We start from the raw sequence: 16485 nt of genomic DNA, 5'->3' as shown, positions 1-16485 counted from the left end.
TCGTCCGACCCCCGCCCGCGCACCGGGCGCTGGGGCGCGCCCGGCGCCCTGGGGTTGGGGGTTTTTCGGGGTGCGCCCTTCGCTTTGGGGGGCGGGCCACTACATTGCGCTGTTCAGTTCACTACGCGGAAGCGGACGCGTGTCCATGTACCGTCGGATGCCAACGCGGTCAGGGTATGTTCGCCTGCATCATTGAAGTCGCGGATGAAGGTGCGGGTGCCTTGGGTCTGTGCAATCCAGCGGCCATCCAGCAGCCACTCGATCGTTGCTTCACTGCCTAGCGCGCGCAGCTGCAGGCGCGGGCCGTGCTGCGCGCCGGGCGGTCGCGCCAGCGTGGCCAGATCATTCAAGCCTTCGATATGCAGCACACCGTCCGATTGCCGGCCGTCGTCTGCGCAATCGGCAGCCAATGGCGGCAGGCTCTGCGCCTGCCGTTGCGCTACCGTCAGCCACGGCGAAGCCAGTGCTGGCCAACGTGCTATCTCGCGATCCTCAACCTGCGGATGGCCCTCGCAACCTGGCGACAAGCGCTGGCCGGTTTTCGCATCTACCTGGAAACGCATGCGCCCGGATTGCCATAGCCGTGCTTCGCGCTCCGGGAAACTTGGCGGCACCACTCCATCCAGCACCCATGCAGGGAAACGCCGCTGGCACATGGCCGGTGGCGTCTGCTCGGCAGCAATCCCCAATGGCCAGCAGATCTCGACTTCGCTGACGCTGTCCGGGCGTGCACGTACCGCGTTGTCACCGGCCTGTCGCGGCAGGCTGTCGATAACCTCGAACATCAGCGGCAAAGCAGTCACCGCGCCGTACTGGCCCGGCAACGGCGTGCCATCCGGACGACCGACCCAGACACCAACGGTGTAGGAGCGGGTGCTGCCGATTGCCCAGGCGTCGCGGTAGCCGTAGCTGGTGCCGGTCTTCCATGCAACGCGCGGGCGGTTGCCGGTATCGAACGTACCTACTCCATAACCGGGACGCGGATTGGATTCGAGCACATCGCGCACGATCCAAGCCGCACCAGGTGAGACAAGACGGCGCTCGATGCGCGGGTCTTTCGGCGTGTAGCGCACGCGACCGGCGATGCCCTCACGGTTGAGCGCGGAGAATGCACCAACCAGATCCTCCAGACGTGCACCGGTTCCGCCAAGAATCAGCGCAAGGCTCGGCTGGGTGCCGCGCGGAAAACGCAGATTGATGCCGGCATTGCCAAGCCTAGCCGCAAATCGCGATGGCCCAACTCTATCCAGCAGATCCACCGAGGGCACATTCAAGGACAGCCGTAGTGCCGTTGCCGCGCCAACCGGGCCGTTGAATGCCGCATCGAAATTGCCCGGCCGATAACCACCGAAGCTCTGCGGCGCATCGACGATCAGGCTCTCCGAATGGATCAGGCCATCGTCCAGCGCCATGCCATACAGGAACGGCTTGAGCGTTGAACCCGGCGAGCGCCACGCCTGCACCATGTCCACATGGCCGAGTCGGGCCTTGTCGGCGAAGGTGACCGAGCCGACATAGGCACGCGCCTCCAGCGTGCTGTTGTCCATCACCAGCAGCGCGGCCGAGGTGCGCTCCGGCAGTTGTGAGAAATACGAGGAAACGCGCTCTTCCAGCGTGCGCTGCAAGCCGCTGTCGATGGTGGTCTCGATCTGCGGTACGCGAGGATAGGTGCTGCGCATGCGTTGCGCGAGCAAGGCGGCATGCAGGGGCTGCTGCAGGGAACGCGCCACCACCGGCTCGATGCGCGCGTCGGCCACGTCGTCGGCCGACCACACATTGAGCTCGGCCATGCGCGCCAGCACCTTGTCGCGGGCGCGCTGTGCGGCCTCGGGATGGCGATCAGGGCGCAGCCGGCTGGGTGACTGCGGCAGCACCGCCAACAACGCAGCTTCGGCCTGCGACAGGCGCGTGGCCGACTTGCCCAGATAGGCCCAGCTGGCAGCTTCCACACCTTCAATGGTGCCACCGTAGGGCGCGCGTTCCAGATACAGATCGAGGATCTGCGCCTTGCTCAGATGGACTTCCAACTGCAGCGCGCGCAGCAGCTGTTTGAGCTTGCCCCACGGCGTGCGCGTATGCGGGTCGAGGATGCGCGCAACCTGCATGGTCAGGGTCGAGCCGCCGGAGACGATGCGCCGCTCCAGTAGCATCTGCTTGCCAGCGCGTGCCAGCGCCCACGGGTTGATGCCCGGGTGCCGCCAGAACCAGCGGTCCTCGTAGGTCAGCAGGGCCTGCAGGTACAAGGGCGAAATGGTCTTTGCATCGGCCGGGTAACGCCACACACCCTCGGCATCGGCGAAGGCGCGCAGCGGAGTGCCGTCACGCGCGACCACCAAGGTGCTGGTATCGCGCGACTTCGGCAGTGGCAACGGGAATGACTGATCCAGCACCAGCAGCAACGTCAGCAGGGCCGCAACTGCCCAGCGCAGGCGGCGAGAACTGAGCAGGCGTTTCAGCCTTCCAATGCCATCACTTCTCCCAGCCGCAAGAGCAGGAGCGATTCCCGCCTTCGCGGGAATGACGGTTTCTGGTTTTCGCATCGTACTGCTACCCACCGCACGCTCTCAGTGCTCGCCCTCTCTCGCTTATCACTCCTCCTCACTCACTCCTGGCCCTCAAGGCTGCACCACCGTGATGGTGCTCGGGCTGGAACGGCCCACGCCACGCATGTCGGGACGGTACATATCCTCGGCCAACGGTGGCGGCACCATGTACGTGCCCGGAGTGACCGCACGCACCAGATAGAACACGTGCGCGGTGCTGCCACGCGACAGCTTCAAGGCGGCCACGTAGCGGTCGTCACGGAACTCCTCGTGCTTGACGTCGGCGGCGCTGGAGCGGTCGCTGACCTTGACCTCACCCACCACCACGTCGGCCCACTGCTTGGCGTCGCCAAGATTGAAGTTCTCGATTTCCAGACCGGCCGGCAGCAGGTCGGTCAGCAAGGCATCGGGCATGTTCGAGTTGGAGGTGACGCTGAGCCGCACGATCAAAGCCTCACCTTCCTTCAACGGACGCGGCGTCCACGGTTTGCCATCGGTGCCGAACCAGGAACGCTCGATGCCGATCACGCTGTTGTCCGGTGCCGGCGGCTGGCGCGGAATGCCGGCAACGTCGAGGCTGGCGAACATCGGCGCCTCGCCCTGCGGCGAGAACCGCACGCCCTGTGCCAGCTGCACCGTGTCGAACACGCGACCAAAGGCCTTGCGTGCACTGATGCTCTCGACCTTGTCGCCCACCGCCAGCTCACCGGAGACCAGCTTCTTCTGGTTGGCCATCAAGGCCTTGCCCAGCCGTGCCAACGCCACCTGCTCCTGCGTGCTCAGCCACATCAGGCCATTGCCGCGGCGCACATCCAGAGTGCGTCCCAGATCGATCACGCGCGCGTCGTATTCCGGCTTGGACAGACCGCGCTCGTGCAGCAACGCGATCATCAAAGCCTCGTCGCGCAGGCGGGTGCCGTAGTCGCCGAAGTATTCCGGACGGTCGGCGCTGGACTTGGCGAAGCCCGCGGCAATCGCCGCCTGACCGCGCTTGCTGTCACCCTGGATCGCCAGGGCCGCGCCCAGATGCACCAGCGACAAGCCGGTCACCGCCTTGCTGCGCTCGTTGTCCCACAGCGTGCGCAGCGTACCCAACGGTGCGCGGTTGACGCGCGCCAGTACATAGCCGGAATAGGCCTGGTTGGCGAATTTCAGCCCATCACGGCGATCACTGCCATAGAACTGGTTGCCGCCGCTGAGCAGGTCTTCGCTGATCCGGTTCAAGGCCTTCTGCAGCACATTCTCAGGCACCGCGAAGCCTGCATCCTTGGCGTCGAGCAGGAACTCAGCGACATACGGCGTCAGTGCCGGATTGATGTAGTCGTCATCGCCCCACATCGAGAAGTTGCCGTTGGATACCTGCATCGAGGCCAAGCGGCCGAACGCGCCTTCCATACGCTCACGACGCACCTTGGCGTCCAGACCATCGGCACCGAGCATGGCCGAGGTCGCCTCATCCAGCATCAGCGCTGCATAGCCCTTGCTGGTGGTCTGCTCGGCGCAGCCGTAGGGGTAGTTCAAGGCGCCCTGCAGGGCCGAGGCAAACGGGATCGGCGGCAAGGCGCTGACCAGCATGCGCGCATTGACCGAACCGCTCATCAAGCCATTGGCGAAGCTGCTGTCCAAGGTGATCGGCGCCAGCGGATCCAATGTGCGGGTCTGCGAGCGCAGTACTGACGGCCACGCTGCTCGAACCGGCAGGTCGTAGCGGCGGTCCACCTTGAAGCCATTGCCGTCCACTCGTACCCGCACCTTGGCCACGCTATAGCCTTCCTGCGCGGTCAACGGGAAGCTCAGCGTGCTCTTGGCGTCACCAGCCAGTTGCACCGTCCGGGTCGACTCGGCGATCCCAAGCGGACCTTCGCCATCCACGCGCACGTTGAACTCGCCGGGTTTGCCGGTGAAGTTCTGCACATCCAGGGTAATGGTGCTGCGGTCGCCCGGCGCCATCACCCGCGGCATGCTGGCTTCGGCCAGGATCGGCGCACGCACCAGCGTTTCCACATCGCGGTTGCCGTAGCGGTCAGCGGAGTAAACCATGGTCGACACGCGCAGGGTGCCGTTGAAATCCGGCACCTGCAGCTGCACCCGCGCATTGCCCTTGGCATCCAGCGCAACCGGGCCGGAGAACAGGTCCACGGTCTGCACGCGTGCGGTCGGCCGCTTGGCCTGCGGCAAGGCCGCCAAGGCCATGTCGCCGCCGAACTTCAGCTTGCCGCTATTGCCCTCGAAGCTCTCGATGACGCGGCCGTAGATGTCATAGGCATCCACACCGAGGCGACGCTGCGCGAAGAAATGCCCAGGTGCATCCGGCACCGGGAAACGGGTGATGTTGAGGATACCCACGTCCACCGCGGAGACGGTGACGTGCGCCGGCTTGCCAGCCAGCTCGGGCGCGCTGACGGTAACCGTCATCGGCTGTTCCGGGCGCATCTGCTTGGGCGCGATCAGGCCGACCGCAACGCGGCGGTCACGGCGGTCCATCGGCACATGCACCACACCGACGGCACGCGCCGGGGTGACCTTGCTCGGCGCGCTGCCACCACGGAACACCAGCGCGGTGATGTAGACATCGTGCCGCTCCCAGTCCTTGCTGACCGGGATTTCAAAGGTGCTGCCCGGCTTGGCGTCGATGTCCTGCACGTACAGCATGCGGTCGCTTTCCACCATCAACACGCCACGGCCGGCATGCGGCGGGGTCAGCGTGACCTTGACGGTGTCACCGGCGCGGTAGCCGGTCTTGTCCAGTGACAGTTTGACCTTGTCCGGGCGCGCATCGAGGCCACGGTTGTCGTCGTTCCAGCTCCAACCGGCGCGGAACGGATAGCGCATGGTCAGGCCGGTGGCCGGGTCGAACACGTCCACCCGGTACTCGCCCCACTCGACCGGGAAATCGAACCGGGCCGAGGTCGCGCCAGCATCGACGGTGCGGGTTTCCTTGTTCTCGAAGCGACGGGTGAAGTCGTAATCCCAACGGTTGTCGGTATAGGTCCAGTGGTAGTCGCGCAGTTCTCGCACCAAGGTGACCTTCAAACCCTTGGCCGGCTGCGGCTTGCCGTCGGCATCCACCCGCATCAGCTCGAAGCGTGCATTGGCGTTGGCGTCGGCGCCATCGGCGTCGTTGAACAGGGGGCGCACGGCAACCAAGGCCGGTGCCGGCCACATCACCCGCTTCAAGGTGCGGGTAACGGTGCGACCACCGGTTTCATAAACGCTGCCAGACAGCAGCGCGGCGACGGTAGTGGCCTTGCCCGCCTCGGCCGGCAACGCGACGTCTTCGCGCAGCTTGCCGTCCTTGGGCAGGGTTGTATCGATCACGTCATTGGCTTCGCGCGGCAGCTGCACAGTCGGGTCGCCGAAGAACCAGCCCGGCATCGACTCGACCGGGTGCTGCTCCACCGCCACCGCCAGACGCGCGGTGAAACGGTTGCCGTCTGCCGGCGCGCCATACAGATAGGCCGCATCGGCCTGCAGTTTCAGTGCCTCGCCCGGCTTCAGCGTCTTCTGCGCGCTGTCCAGGTCCAGCTTCATACGCTCGGGCAGGAACTCCTCGATGCGCAGGGTCATACCCTGCACGGCTTCCTTGCTGGCCGGATCGGTGCGGAACTCCACCGTCCAACGCCCGGTCGGCGCCTCCACCGGAATGGTCTGTTCGAACGCGAAATAGCCCTGCTCGCCCGGCTGCAGGCGCGTTTCACGGAAAGTCTTGCCATCCGGCTGCTTGAGCCGCAGGAATACCGGCTGCCCGCCGGTGGCCGGCCCGGCCAGGGTCTTGCCGTCGTTGTCACGCAGCAGCGCAGAGATGCGAACGGTCTCGCCGGGGCGGTACAGATCACGCCCGGACCAGGCGAACACGTCGAAGTTGGCGTTCTGGCGCCCGGCCACGGCGAACTCGCTCAGGTCCAGCGCCGGCTGGTTGAACGGCAGCATGGTGGTGTCGCTACCGCTGCTGGCGACCAGCACATGGGCAGCGTCCAGCGTGTAGTTCAGCAAGGCGTTGCCGTTGCCGTCAGTCTGGCCCTTGAGGATGACCTCACCCTTGCCGTCGATGACCTTCAGCTCGACCTTCTTGGCCGGCGAACCGTCGGCCAACGAAGCGGTATGAACGAACAGCTTGTCCTTGTAGGCGCGGGTATGCAGGCCGATGTCGCTGACCGTAAAGAACGAAGTATCGAACTCGCTGTCGAAACTGCCGGTGCGCTTCATCACCGCGAAGTACAGGCCGGGCTGCTGCAGCTCCTTCACGTCCTGGATCGGCAGGTAGGTCAGCACCCGCTCGTTCTGCTTGCCGCCAAGGATGAAGCGGTTGACGTAGACCGGCTCGGCCAGCTTATTGAGCGGGGTCCTGTCGCTGTACTCGCTGTCCAGCTCCCAGCTGCCACGACGGCCGCCGCGCTGGTACTGGCTGAAGAAAGTGGGCAGGTCCTTTTCGCGCACGCGCAGGAACTCAACATCCACCTCGGCCACGTTCACCGACACCACCGGCAGGCCGCGGCTTTCGCGGGCCGGCAGCACGCTGCCCTGCGAGGCAAAGCCCACCGCAGGATCCAGCTCGCCGGTGAAGACCTTCTGTTTCACTTCCGTGCCCAGCCGGTTGCCATCAGCGGCCAGCAGGTCGGCGGAGATGATCAGCGTGTATTCCTTGGCTGCCTCCACATAGGGATAGCGCAGGGTCTTGCCGTCGTCAGACAGCGACCAGCTGCTGTCCTCGTTGCCGACCTTCTCCTCGAAGCGCAGCAGCTTGTCGAAATCCTGGGTACCGACCAGCGGGCGCGAGAACTCCACCGCCAGCGCAAGGCCGTCGCCGCTCTTCTGGTCCGGGTAGGCGCGCAGCATGGCGAAGCCCTTGACCTCTTCCTGCTTGGTCTGGATCGCCTCACCACTGGCCCCGGGCAACTGCCCGGTTTCGTTCCTGCTGCATCCTGCAACCAAGGCCAGCGCCACCAAGGCGGCCGCAGCCCAACGAATACGCTTCAACATCCTGTTACCCATGGCGTCCTCCCGCAGATCGCCCGAGTATAACCAGCCGGTGTGTAAGGGCTTGTGTAGCGATGCGCCCTTTGGCAGACGATTTGTCTGGAAGGTGGTCCGCTGTGCGCTACCTGCTCCCTTCGAGTTTCCAATACCGCGAAAAGAAAAGGGCCGCTGATCTCAGCGGCCCTCACAGTTTTTACCGTTTGTACCGGTAAGACGAGGAAACTCAGAATGCATCACCCGGCACACGCACCCAACCTTCCATCAGGATGCGGGCACTGCGACTCATCACCGCTTTGGTGACGGTCCACTGGCCATCGACCAATGCGACCGCCGCACCAACGCGCAGCGTGCCGGACGGATGGCCGAAGCGCACCGCATCATGCTGGCCGCCGCCGGCAGCAAGATTGACCAGCGTGCCCGGCACTGCCGCTGCCGTGGCGATGGCCACCGAGGCGGTGCCCATCATCGCGTGGTGCAGCTTGCCCATCGACATGGCACGGGCATTGAGGTCGATGTCGGCAGCGTGGATCTGTTTGTTGCCGCTGGACAGGTAACCCTGCGGCGGTGCCACGAAAGCGACCTTGGGCGTGTGCTGGCGCTTGAGTGCTTCTTCGGGCGTCTTGATCAAACCCATGCGCAGCGCGCCGGCAACGCGGATCGCCTCAAGCTTTGCCAGTGCTGCCTTGTCCTCATTGATGGCGGGCTGCAGCTCGGCTCCTGTATAGCCGATGTCCGCCGCATTGATGAAGACCGTGGGAATGCCTGCGGTGATCATCGTCGCCTGCAGCGTACCCACGCCTGGCACATCGAGTTCGTCGATCAGGTTGCCTGTGGGGAACATCGCACCACCGCCCTCGCCTTCGCCCTCATCGGCCGGGTCAATGAACTCCAGCACGATCTCTGCGGCCGGGAAGGTCACGCCATCGGTTTCAAAATCACCGGTTTCCTGCACCTGACCGTTGCTGACCGGCACATGGGCGATGATGGTCTTGTTGATGTTTGCCTGCCAGATACGCACCACGCAGATGCCGTTCCCAGGCACGCGTGCGGGATCGACATAACCCGCATGCAGCGCGAACGCGCCAGCACCGGTGGACAGGTTGCCGCAGTTGCCGGACCAGTCGACGAAGTCGGTGTCGATCGACACCTGCCCGTATAGATAATCCACATCGTGATCAGGCTTGCTGCTGGGCGAGATGATCACGCACTTGCTGGTGCTGGAGGTGGCGCCGCCCATGCCATCGGTGTGCTTGGCATACGGATCTGGCGAACCGATCACCCGCTGCAATAGGTGATCACGTGCCGGACCCGGCTGTTGGGCGCTGGCCGGGAGGTCTTCCAGGCGGAAAAACACGCCCTTGGAGGTGCCGCCGCGCATATAGGTGGCTGGAATGCGAATCTGCGGGAGGAGACTCATGACGGAACTCTCGAAAAAGTGGAAGAATCAATTGATGCAAGCGACGCTGCTCGCTGCCGGCGCTCGCTGGCCTGCGGGCCGTGTTGCCACCGGAACAGCCACAGGATGACCAGCTTGGTCATGCCACTGACCACGGCCAGCAGCAATAGCGGCCACCCCAATCGCAGCCCCATGGCGAATGCAAAAACGATGGTAGATAGATCCATCAACAGGATCAGCTGGCTCATGCGCAACGATACCGCACCGGTATCGCCGCTACGCCATATCAGCAGAATCTGATGTGCGTATCCCTGTGCCAGCAGCAACGTGATCAACAAGATCATGACACTGGCAAATACCCTGCCTTCGTCAACGTGACGTTCACCCCATAGCAGGCCGAGCAACGCGCACAACAACATGACCGCTGCCACCACCAAGCTACCTGTGGCCGCCCGACTGCATCGATCACGCCAGATCTCGATCAATATCACCAACACCAACACGGAGGCCAGCAATCGCGGCCAAACGATGAAATGATTGAATGGGGTGATGCTGTAGCCGTAGACGAAGAACGAAAGATAGGCCAGGAAACTGACGGTGAATTGGTTGAGCGACAACACCGCCGTCGCGGTATCGGCGGCAGCATCACGCTTGCGCCGGCGCTGTACCAGGCGCAGCTGCGACGCTACTCCGAGCAGACTGAGAAGGATGAAACCTGTATTGACGGCACCGGCGACCGTATAGAAGCTCATTGCAGCCTATCCATGCGTTCAAACCTCGGTCATATGCATCCCGCTGCGAGCGGCGAACATATCCTCACAATGCGAGTCCGGCGCGTGGCTCCCCACCAAAAGTGGAAGGGAGCTTGAGCAATCACGGCAAAGCTCAGACAACAGAGCCTTCCAGGAAGTCCTGCGCGAAGCGCTGCAACACACCGCCGGCCTCGTAGATCGCAACTTCCTCATCCGAGTCCAGACGGCAGGTCATCGGCACCTTCAGCACTTCACCGTTGCGACGGGTGATGACCAGGGTCAGATCGGTACGCGGGGTGCGCAGGCCGATTACGTCATAGCTCTCGGTGCCGTCGATGCCCAACGTGTTGCGGTTGGTGCCCGGCTTGAATTCCAGCGGCAGCACGCCCATGCCGATCAGGTTGGTACGGTGAATCCGCTCGAAGCCTTCAGCGGCAATGGCTTCAACACCAGCCAGGCGAACGCCCTTGGCCGCCCAGTCACGCGAGCTGCCCTGGCCGTAGTCGGCACCGGCAATGATGATCAGCGGCTGCTTGCGCTCCATGTAGGTCTCGATTGCTTCCCACATGCGCATGACCTTGCCTTCCGGCTCCACCCGCGCCAACGAACCCTGCTTCACGCTGCCGTCGTCATTGCGCACCATCTCGTTGAACAGCTTGGGATTGGCGAAGGTGGCGCGCTGCGCGGTGAGGTGGTCGCCGCGGTGAGTGGCGTAGGAATTGAAGTCCTCTTCCGGCAGGCCCATCTTGGCCAGGTATTCACCGGCGGCGCTGGACAGCAGGATGGCGTTGGACGGCGACAGGTGGTCGGTGGTGATGTTGTCCGGCAATACAGCCAGCGGCAGCATGCCGCGCAGCGTGCGCTCACCGGCCAATGCGCCCTCCCAATATGGCGGGCGGCGGATATAGGTGCTCTGCGGGCGCCAGTTGTACAACGGGCTGACCTTCTCGCCGTGCTCAACGCGCACGTTGAACATCGGGTTGTAGACCTTGCGGAACTGCTCCGGTTTCACCGAAGCCTTCACCACCGCATCAATCTCGGCGTCGCTCGGCCAGATGTCCTTCAGGCGCACTTCCTTGCCTTCGGCATCCACGCCCAGCACATCTTTCTCGATGTCGAAGCGCACGGTGCCAGCGATGGCATAGGCGATCACCAGCGGCGGCGAAGCGAGGAAGGCCTGCTTGGCATACGGATGGATGCGGCCGTCGAAGTTGCGGTTGCCCGACAACACCGCGGTCGAGTACAGATCGCGATCGATGATTTCCTGCTGGATCTTCGGGTCGAGTGCGCCGCTCATGCCATTACAGGTGGTGCAGGCGAAAGCGACGATGCCGAAGCCCAGCTTCTCCAGGTCCGGCAGCAGGCCGGCTTCTTCCAGATACAGCTGCACGGCCTTGGAGCCCGGTGCCAGCGATGACTTCACCCACGGCTTGCGGGTCAAGCCACGCGCGTTGGCGTTGCGTGCCAGCAGCGCGGCAGCAATCACGTTGCGCGGGTTGGAGGTATTGGTGCAGCTGGTGATGGCGGCGATGATCACCGCGCCATCCGGCATCAGGCCTTCGGCTTCCTCGCCCTTGCCACTGAGCAGCTTGGCTTCGTCAGCGATGCCGCGCTCGGCAAGGTCCGACACCGGCAGACGCTTGTGCGGGTTACTGGGGCCGGCCATGTTGCGCACCACGCTGGACAGATCGAATTCCAATACACGTTCGTACTGCGCGGTTTCCAGTGCGTCGGCCCACAGACCGGTGGTCTTGGCGTAGTTCTCGACCAACGCGATCTGTGCTTCCTCGCGGCCGGTGAGGCGCAGGTAATCGATGGTCTGCTGGTCGATGTAGAACATCGCCGCGGTCGCACCGTACTCGGGGCACATATTGGAGATGGTGGCGCGGTCACCGATGGTCAGTGCAGCAGCGCCTTCGCCGAAGAACTCAAGGTAAGCGCCGACTACGCGTTCCTTGCGCAGGAACTCGGTGATCGCCAGCACCACGTCGGTGGCGGTGATGTTCGGCTGCGGCTTGCCGGTGAGCTTGACGCCGATGATGTCGGGCAGGCGCATCCACGAAGCGCGGCCCAGCATCACGTTCTCGGCTTCCAGACCGCCGACACCAATGGCGATGACACCCAGCGCATCCACGTGCGGGGTGTGGCTGTCGGTGCCGACGCAGGTATCCGGGAAGGCCACCCCGCCCTGCTGGTAGATCACCGGCGACATCTTCTCCAGATTGATCTGGTGCATGATGCCGTTCCCCGGCGGGATCACATCGACGTTCTCGAAGGCCAGTTTGGTCCAGTCGATGAAATGGAAGCGATCTTCGTTGCGGCGATCCTCGATAGCGCGATTCTTGCTGAACGCGTCCGGATCGTAGCCGCCACACTCCACTGCCAACGAGTGATCGACGATCAGCTGCACCGGCACCACCGGGTTGACCTTGGCCGGATCGCCGCCCTTGTCGGCGATCGCATCACGCAGGCCAGCCAGATCAACCAAAGCAGTCTGGCCGAGGATGTCGTGGCAGACCACGCGTGCAGGGAACCAGGGGAAATCGAGGTCGCGCTTGCGCTCGATCAGCTGCGTGAGCGAATCGGTGAGCGTGGACGGGTTACAGCGACGCACGAGGTTTTCGGCCAGCACGCGCGAGGTGTACGGCAGCGAGGCGTAGGCGCCGGGCTGGATGGCATCGACTGCGGCGCGTGCGTCGAAATAGTCGAGCGTGCTGCCTGCGAGGTGTTTGCGGTAATCGGTATTCATGGCTGGCCTGTGAGGGTCTGGGCTTGCTGGTGTTGGGGTGGATTGCTCGCGGATGCATGCAATTGCAGCAATCCCACAGCAACACCTGGAATCTGGCGGCTCCCTTCTCCCGCCTGCGGGGGAAGGTGCCCGAAGGGCGGATGGGGGGAGCTCCGGCTTCGGCTTCGGCTTTGGCTTTGGCTTTGGCTTTGGCTTTTTGGCTTTGGTTTTTTCCAAGAGCGAAAAGCTGCTCCACGTGCTAGAAGCCTCCCCTCACCCCAACCCCTCTCCCGCAGGCGGGGGGAGGGGCTTTATCTCGCTTGTGGCGAAGATGGTGCAGTCGTCTTAAACGCGCTTGTCCAACGGCACGAAGGTCTGATCTTCCGGCCCGGTGTAATTCGCACTCGGGCGGATGATCTTGCCGTCGATGCGCTGCTCGATGATGTGCGCACTCCAACCTGCGGTACGTGCGATCACGAACAGGGGAGTGAACATCGCGGTCGGCACACCCATCATGTGGTAGCTGACGGCGCTGAACCAATCCAGGTTCGGGAACATCTTCTTGATGTCCCACATCACCGACTCAAGACGCTCGGCGATGTCGTACATCTTCAGGTTTTCCTGCTCGGCCGACAGCTCGCGCGAGACGTCCTTGATCACCTTGTTGCGCGGATCGGAGACGGTGTAGACCGGGTGGCCGAAACCAATCACCACTTCCTTGCGCTCGACGCGGGCCTTGATGTCAGCCTCTGCTTCGTCCGGCGTTTCGTAACGCTTCTGCACTTCGAAGGCGACTTCATTGGCACCGCCGTGCTTCGGACCGCGCAGCGCGCCGATACCGCCGGTGATGGCACTGTACATGTCGCTGCCAGTGCCGGCGATGACGCGGCAGGCGAAGGTCGAGGCGTTGAATTCGTGCTCTGCGTACAGGATCAGGCTGGTATGCATCGCCTTGACCCAGGACTCGCGCGGCTGCTCGCCGTGCAGCAAGTGCAGGAAGTGGCCGCCGATCGAATCATCGTCGGTCTCCACGTCGATGACCTTGCCGTTGTGGCTCCAGTGGTACCAGTACAGCAGCATCGAACCCAGGCAGGCCATCAGCTTGTCGGCGATGTCGCGCGCGCCCGGGTGGTTGTGGTCGTCCTTCTCCGGCGACACGCAGCCGAGCACGGAAACGCCGGTGCGCATCACGTCCATCGGATGCGCCGACGGCGGCAGCTCTTCCAGCGCGGCCTTCACCGATGCCGGGATGCCACGCAGCGCCTTCAGCTTGGCCTTGTAGGCGCGCAGCTCGGCCTTGTTGGGCAGCTTGCCGTGCACCAGCAGGTGAGCGATTTCCTCGAATTCACTGGTGTTGGCCAGGTCCAGGATGTCGTAGCCGCGGTAGTGCAGATCGTTGCCGCTGCGGCCAACGGTACACAGGGCGGTGTTGCCGGCAGCGGTGCCGGACAGGGCGACGGACTTCTTCGGCTTGAATGCCGGTGCTGCGGTGGATTCAGACATGGTGTGAACCTCGATCAGATGCGGGATTTAGCTCCCCTCTCCCGCTTGCGGGAGTGGGGCTGGGGGTGAGGGCCGGCTGCTGCAGCCCCGTTACTTCTTCGCAGCAAACGTCTTGTCCAGGCTGCGTTCGAATTCGTGGTAACCGATGCGGTCATACAGCTCCTCACGGGTCTGCATGCTGTCCACCACATTACGCTGGTGGCCGTCACGGCGAATGGCTTCGTACACGTTCTCGGCGGCCTTGTTGGCCGCGCGGAACGCCGACAGCGGGAACAGCTGCATCGCCACGCCGGCCGAGGCCAGTTCATCACGGCTGAACAGCGGGGTGGCGCCAAATTCAGTGATGTTGGCCAGCAGCGGCACCTTCACCGCATCGGCGAAGCGCTTATAGGTTTCCAGGTCGTAGGCGGCCTCGGCAAAGATGCCGTCGGCGCCGGCTTCCACGCAGGCCAGCGCGCGCTCGATGGCGGCGTCCACGCCTTCCATCTGGATGGCGTCGGTGCGGGCGATCAGGAAGAAATCCGGATCGGTCTTGGCATCCGCTGCAGCCTTCACCCGATCAACCATTTCACCCTGCGACACGATCTCCTTGCCCGGGCGGTGACCACAACGCTTTGCGCCAACCTGGTCCTCGATATGGCAGGCAGCGGCGCCGGCCTTGATCAGCGACTTCACCGTGCGCGCGATATTGAACGCGCTCGGGCCGAAACCGGTGTCGATATCGACCATCAGCGGCAGATCGCAGACATCGCTGATGCGGCGCACGTCGATCAGCACGTCTTCCATGGTGTTGATGCCCAGGTCCGGCAGCCCCAGCGAGCCAGCGGCAACGCCGCCGCCGGACAGGTAGATGGCGCGGTAACCGGCGCGTTTGGCCAGCAGGGCGTGATTGGCATTGATCGCGCCCACCACCTGCAAGGGGGATTCGGCGGCCAGTGCGGCGCGGAATGCAGCGCCGGCGGAAGAACGACTCATGGGATGGCTCCTGGCTTGTGGCTGGGCGGTGGCGAGCATGCCATTCCGCTGTGACGGTTAATCTGTCACCATCAGATGCATTGATCAATCTTGATTCAATAAATCAACCTATTAAATACGCCATGTCCGACAGCCTCGATCCCGAACTGATCCCCGCCAACGAAGCCTGCGCCCTGCTCGGCATCAGCGCCGCCACGCTTTACGCCTACGTCAGCCGCGGCCAGCTCACTTCACGTCCGGGCACATCTGCGCGCAGCCGGGTGTACCTGCGGGCTGAAGTGGAACGCCTGGCCCAGCGCAAGCAGGCCGGCCGTGGCGCCGAACGGGGAGCTGCGCAGAGCCTTGATCGTGGCCTGCCGGTGTTGGAAACCCGCATCTCGCTGATCCGTCCCGATGCTCCTTACTACCGCGGCCGCTCAGCTGTAGCGGCAGCACAAGCCGGTGCCACGCTGGAAGACATCGCGCGCCTGCTCTGGGAATGCGAAGAGCAGGATCCGTTCGCGGCAACCGCCCTGCCCTCGTGGCCGCCGCGCATCGCCAGCCTGGCATTGGATACCAGCCTGCCGCCGGTCGAGCGTGCGATGGCCTGCATCCCGCTACTGGCCTTGGAGCAGCGCCAATCGCTCAACGCCGCCGCCTTTGTACGCCGTGAGGTTGCTGCGATGCTGTTGCGTCAGAACGCTGCCCTGCTGGTTGGCACCGAGCCCGATGCGCGACCAGTACATCGCCTGCTGGCCGATGCGTGGATGCCTGGCGATGCAGCCTTCGCTGAGCTGGTGCGCTCGGCGCTGGTGTTGTGCGCCGATCACGAATTGAATGTTTCCGCATTTGCAGCGCGCGTGGTTGCCTCTACCGGCGCGCATCTACATGCCACGGTGAGTGCTGGATTGGCGGCCCTGTCCGGTCCGCGCCACGGCGGTGCGACCGCTCGTGCGCATGCCTTGCTGGTGGATGCAGAAGCCAGTGGGGCGCCTGCCACCTTCATCGCCGAGCGTTGGCGACGCGGCGATGAGCTGCCGGGCTTCAATCATCTGCTGTATCCCGACGGTGATCCGCGCGGTGCCGAGGTGCTGCGCCAGCTACGTGAGCTAAGCGGTGATCTGCCGCGCATGCGCCACGTGGAAGCGGTTCTGGCTGCCACCGAAGAAGTCAGCGGGCAGCGGCCGAATATTGATGGGATGCTGGGGGCTATCTGTTATGTCCATGAACTGCCGGGCGCACATGCGCTGGTGATGTTCGCCACTGCACGACTTACCGGATGGTTGGCGCATGCGTTGGAGCAGCAGGCACTTGGCACCTTGATACGACCGCGTGCGCGCTATACCGGGCTTGCGCCGAGAGGCTGACACTGAGGTTGTAGGAGCGGCGTAAGCCGCGAAGCCAAGGCCAACTGAGCTATGGAGCAGCTTGCAAGCAGACATTATCGACGACCAGCGTTTACCGGCTTCGCAGCTTACGCCGCTCCCACAGTCGGCAGATGCATCGTGATTGCGGATTGATCGGCGGTTTGGCTGTTGATGGCTTCGCGGCTTACGCCGCTCCTACAACCTCAGTGTCAGCCTCTCGGCGCAAGCCCGGTATAGCGCTGTCTCTAATACAAAAATCCTAGCC

Annotated in this window: 8 protein-coding genes; 1 reads left to right on the top strand and 7 read right to left on the bottom strand. The window is 63.8% G+C overall.

Annotation, left to right across the window (positions count from 1 at the left end; translation table 11 throughout):
* Positions 1–113: 113 nt before the first annotated feature.
* The 7 genes from pbpC to prpB form a co-directional block, all read right to left on the bottom strand.
* Positions 114–2540 (bottom strand): penicillin-binding protein 1C, encoded by a 2427-nt coding sequence (gene pbpC, locus ACVOLR_RS18505; protein ID WP_481537735.1) that lies wholly within the window; start codon positions 2538–2540, stop codon positions 114–116.
* Between the two features lie 75 nt (positions 2541–2615).
* Positions 2616–7535: an alpha-2-macroglobulin family protein gene (locus ACVOLR_RS18500; RefSeq protein WP_481537734.1), complete on the bottom strand. Its 4920-nt coding sequence runs from the start codon at positions 7533–7535 to the stop codon at positions 2616–2618.
* Positions 7536–7743: 208 nt separating this feature from the next.
* The gene (gene prpF, locus ACVOLR_RS18495) at positions 7744–8937 is read right to left on the bottom strand and encodes a 2-methylaconitate cis-trans isomerase PrpF (RefSeq protein WP_481537733.1); all 1194 of its coding nucleotides are present in this window, start codon (positions 8935–8937) and stop codon (positions 7744–7746) included.
* Complete coding sequence (locus ACVOLR_RS18490; protein ID WP_481537732.1) at positions 8934–9668, bottom strand: hypothetical protein; 735 nt, start codon at positions 9666–9668, stop codon at positions 8934–8936. Before ACVOLR_RS18490 ends, prpF begins: the two co-directional genes overlap by 4 nt.
* A gap of 133 nt (positions 9669–9801) precedes the next feature.
* Entirely contained in the window at positions 9802–12417 is a 2616-nt protein-coding gene (acnD, locus tag ACVOLR_RS18485; RefSeq protein WP_481537731.1) for a Fe/S-dependent 2-methylisocitrate dehydratase AcnD, read from the bottom strand.
* Between the two features lie 324 nt (positions 12418–12741).
* Positions 12742–13899: a bifunctional 2-methylcitrate synthase/citrate synthase gene (gene prpC, locus ACVOLR_RS18480; RefSeq protein ID WP_481537730.1), complete on the bottom strand. Its 1158-nt coding sequence runs from the start codon at positions 13897–13899 to the stop codon at positions 12742–12744.
* 90 nt (positions 13900–13989) lie between these two features.
* Positions 13990–14874, bottom strand: a complete 885-nt coding sequence (gene prpB / locus ACVOLR_RS18475; protein WP_282265849.1) for a methylisocitrate lyase — start codon at positions 14872–14874, stop codon at positions 13990–13992.
* 122 nt (positions 14875–14996) lie between these two features.
* On the opposite strand from prpB, the gene ACVOLR_RS18470 reads away from it, so the two are divergent.
* Positions 14997–16220, top strand: coding sequence for a citrate/2-methylcitrate synthase (locus ACVOLR_RS18470; RefSeq protein WP_481537729.1), 1224 nt, complete (start codon positions 14997–14999; stop codon positions 16218–16220).
* Positions 16221–16485 lie beyond the last annotated feature (265 nt).

It is taken from the genome of Stenotrophomonas sp. STEN030 (genome assembly GCF_056759995.1).
The sequence above is the reverse complement of the archived record's forward strand: the minus strand, read 5'-3'. Positions and strand labels throughout refer to the sequence as shown.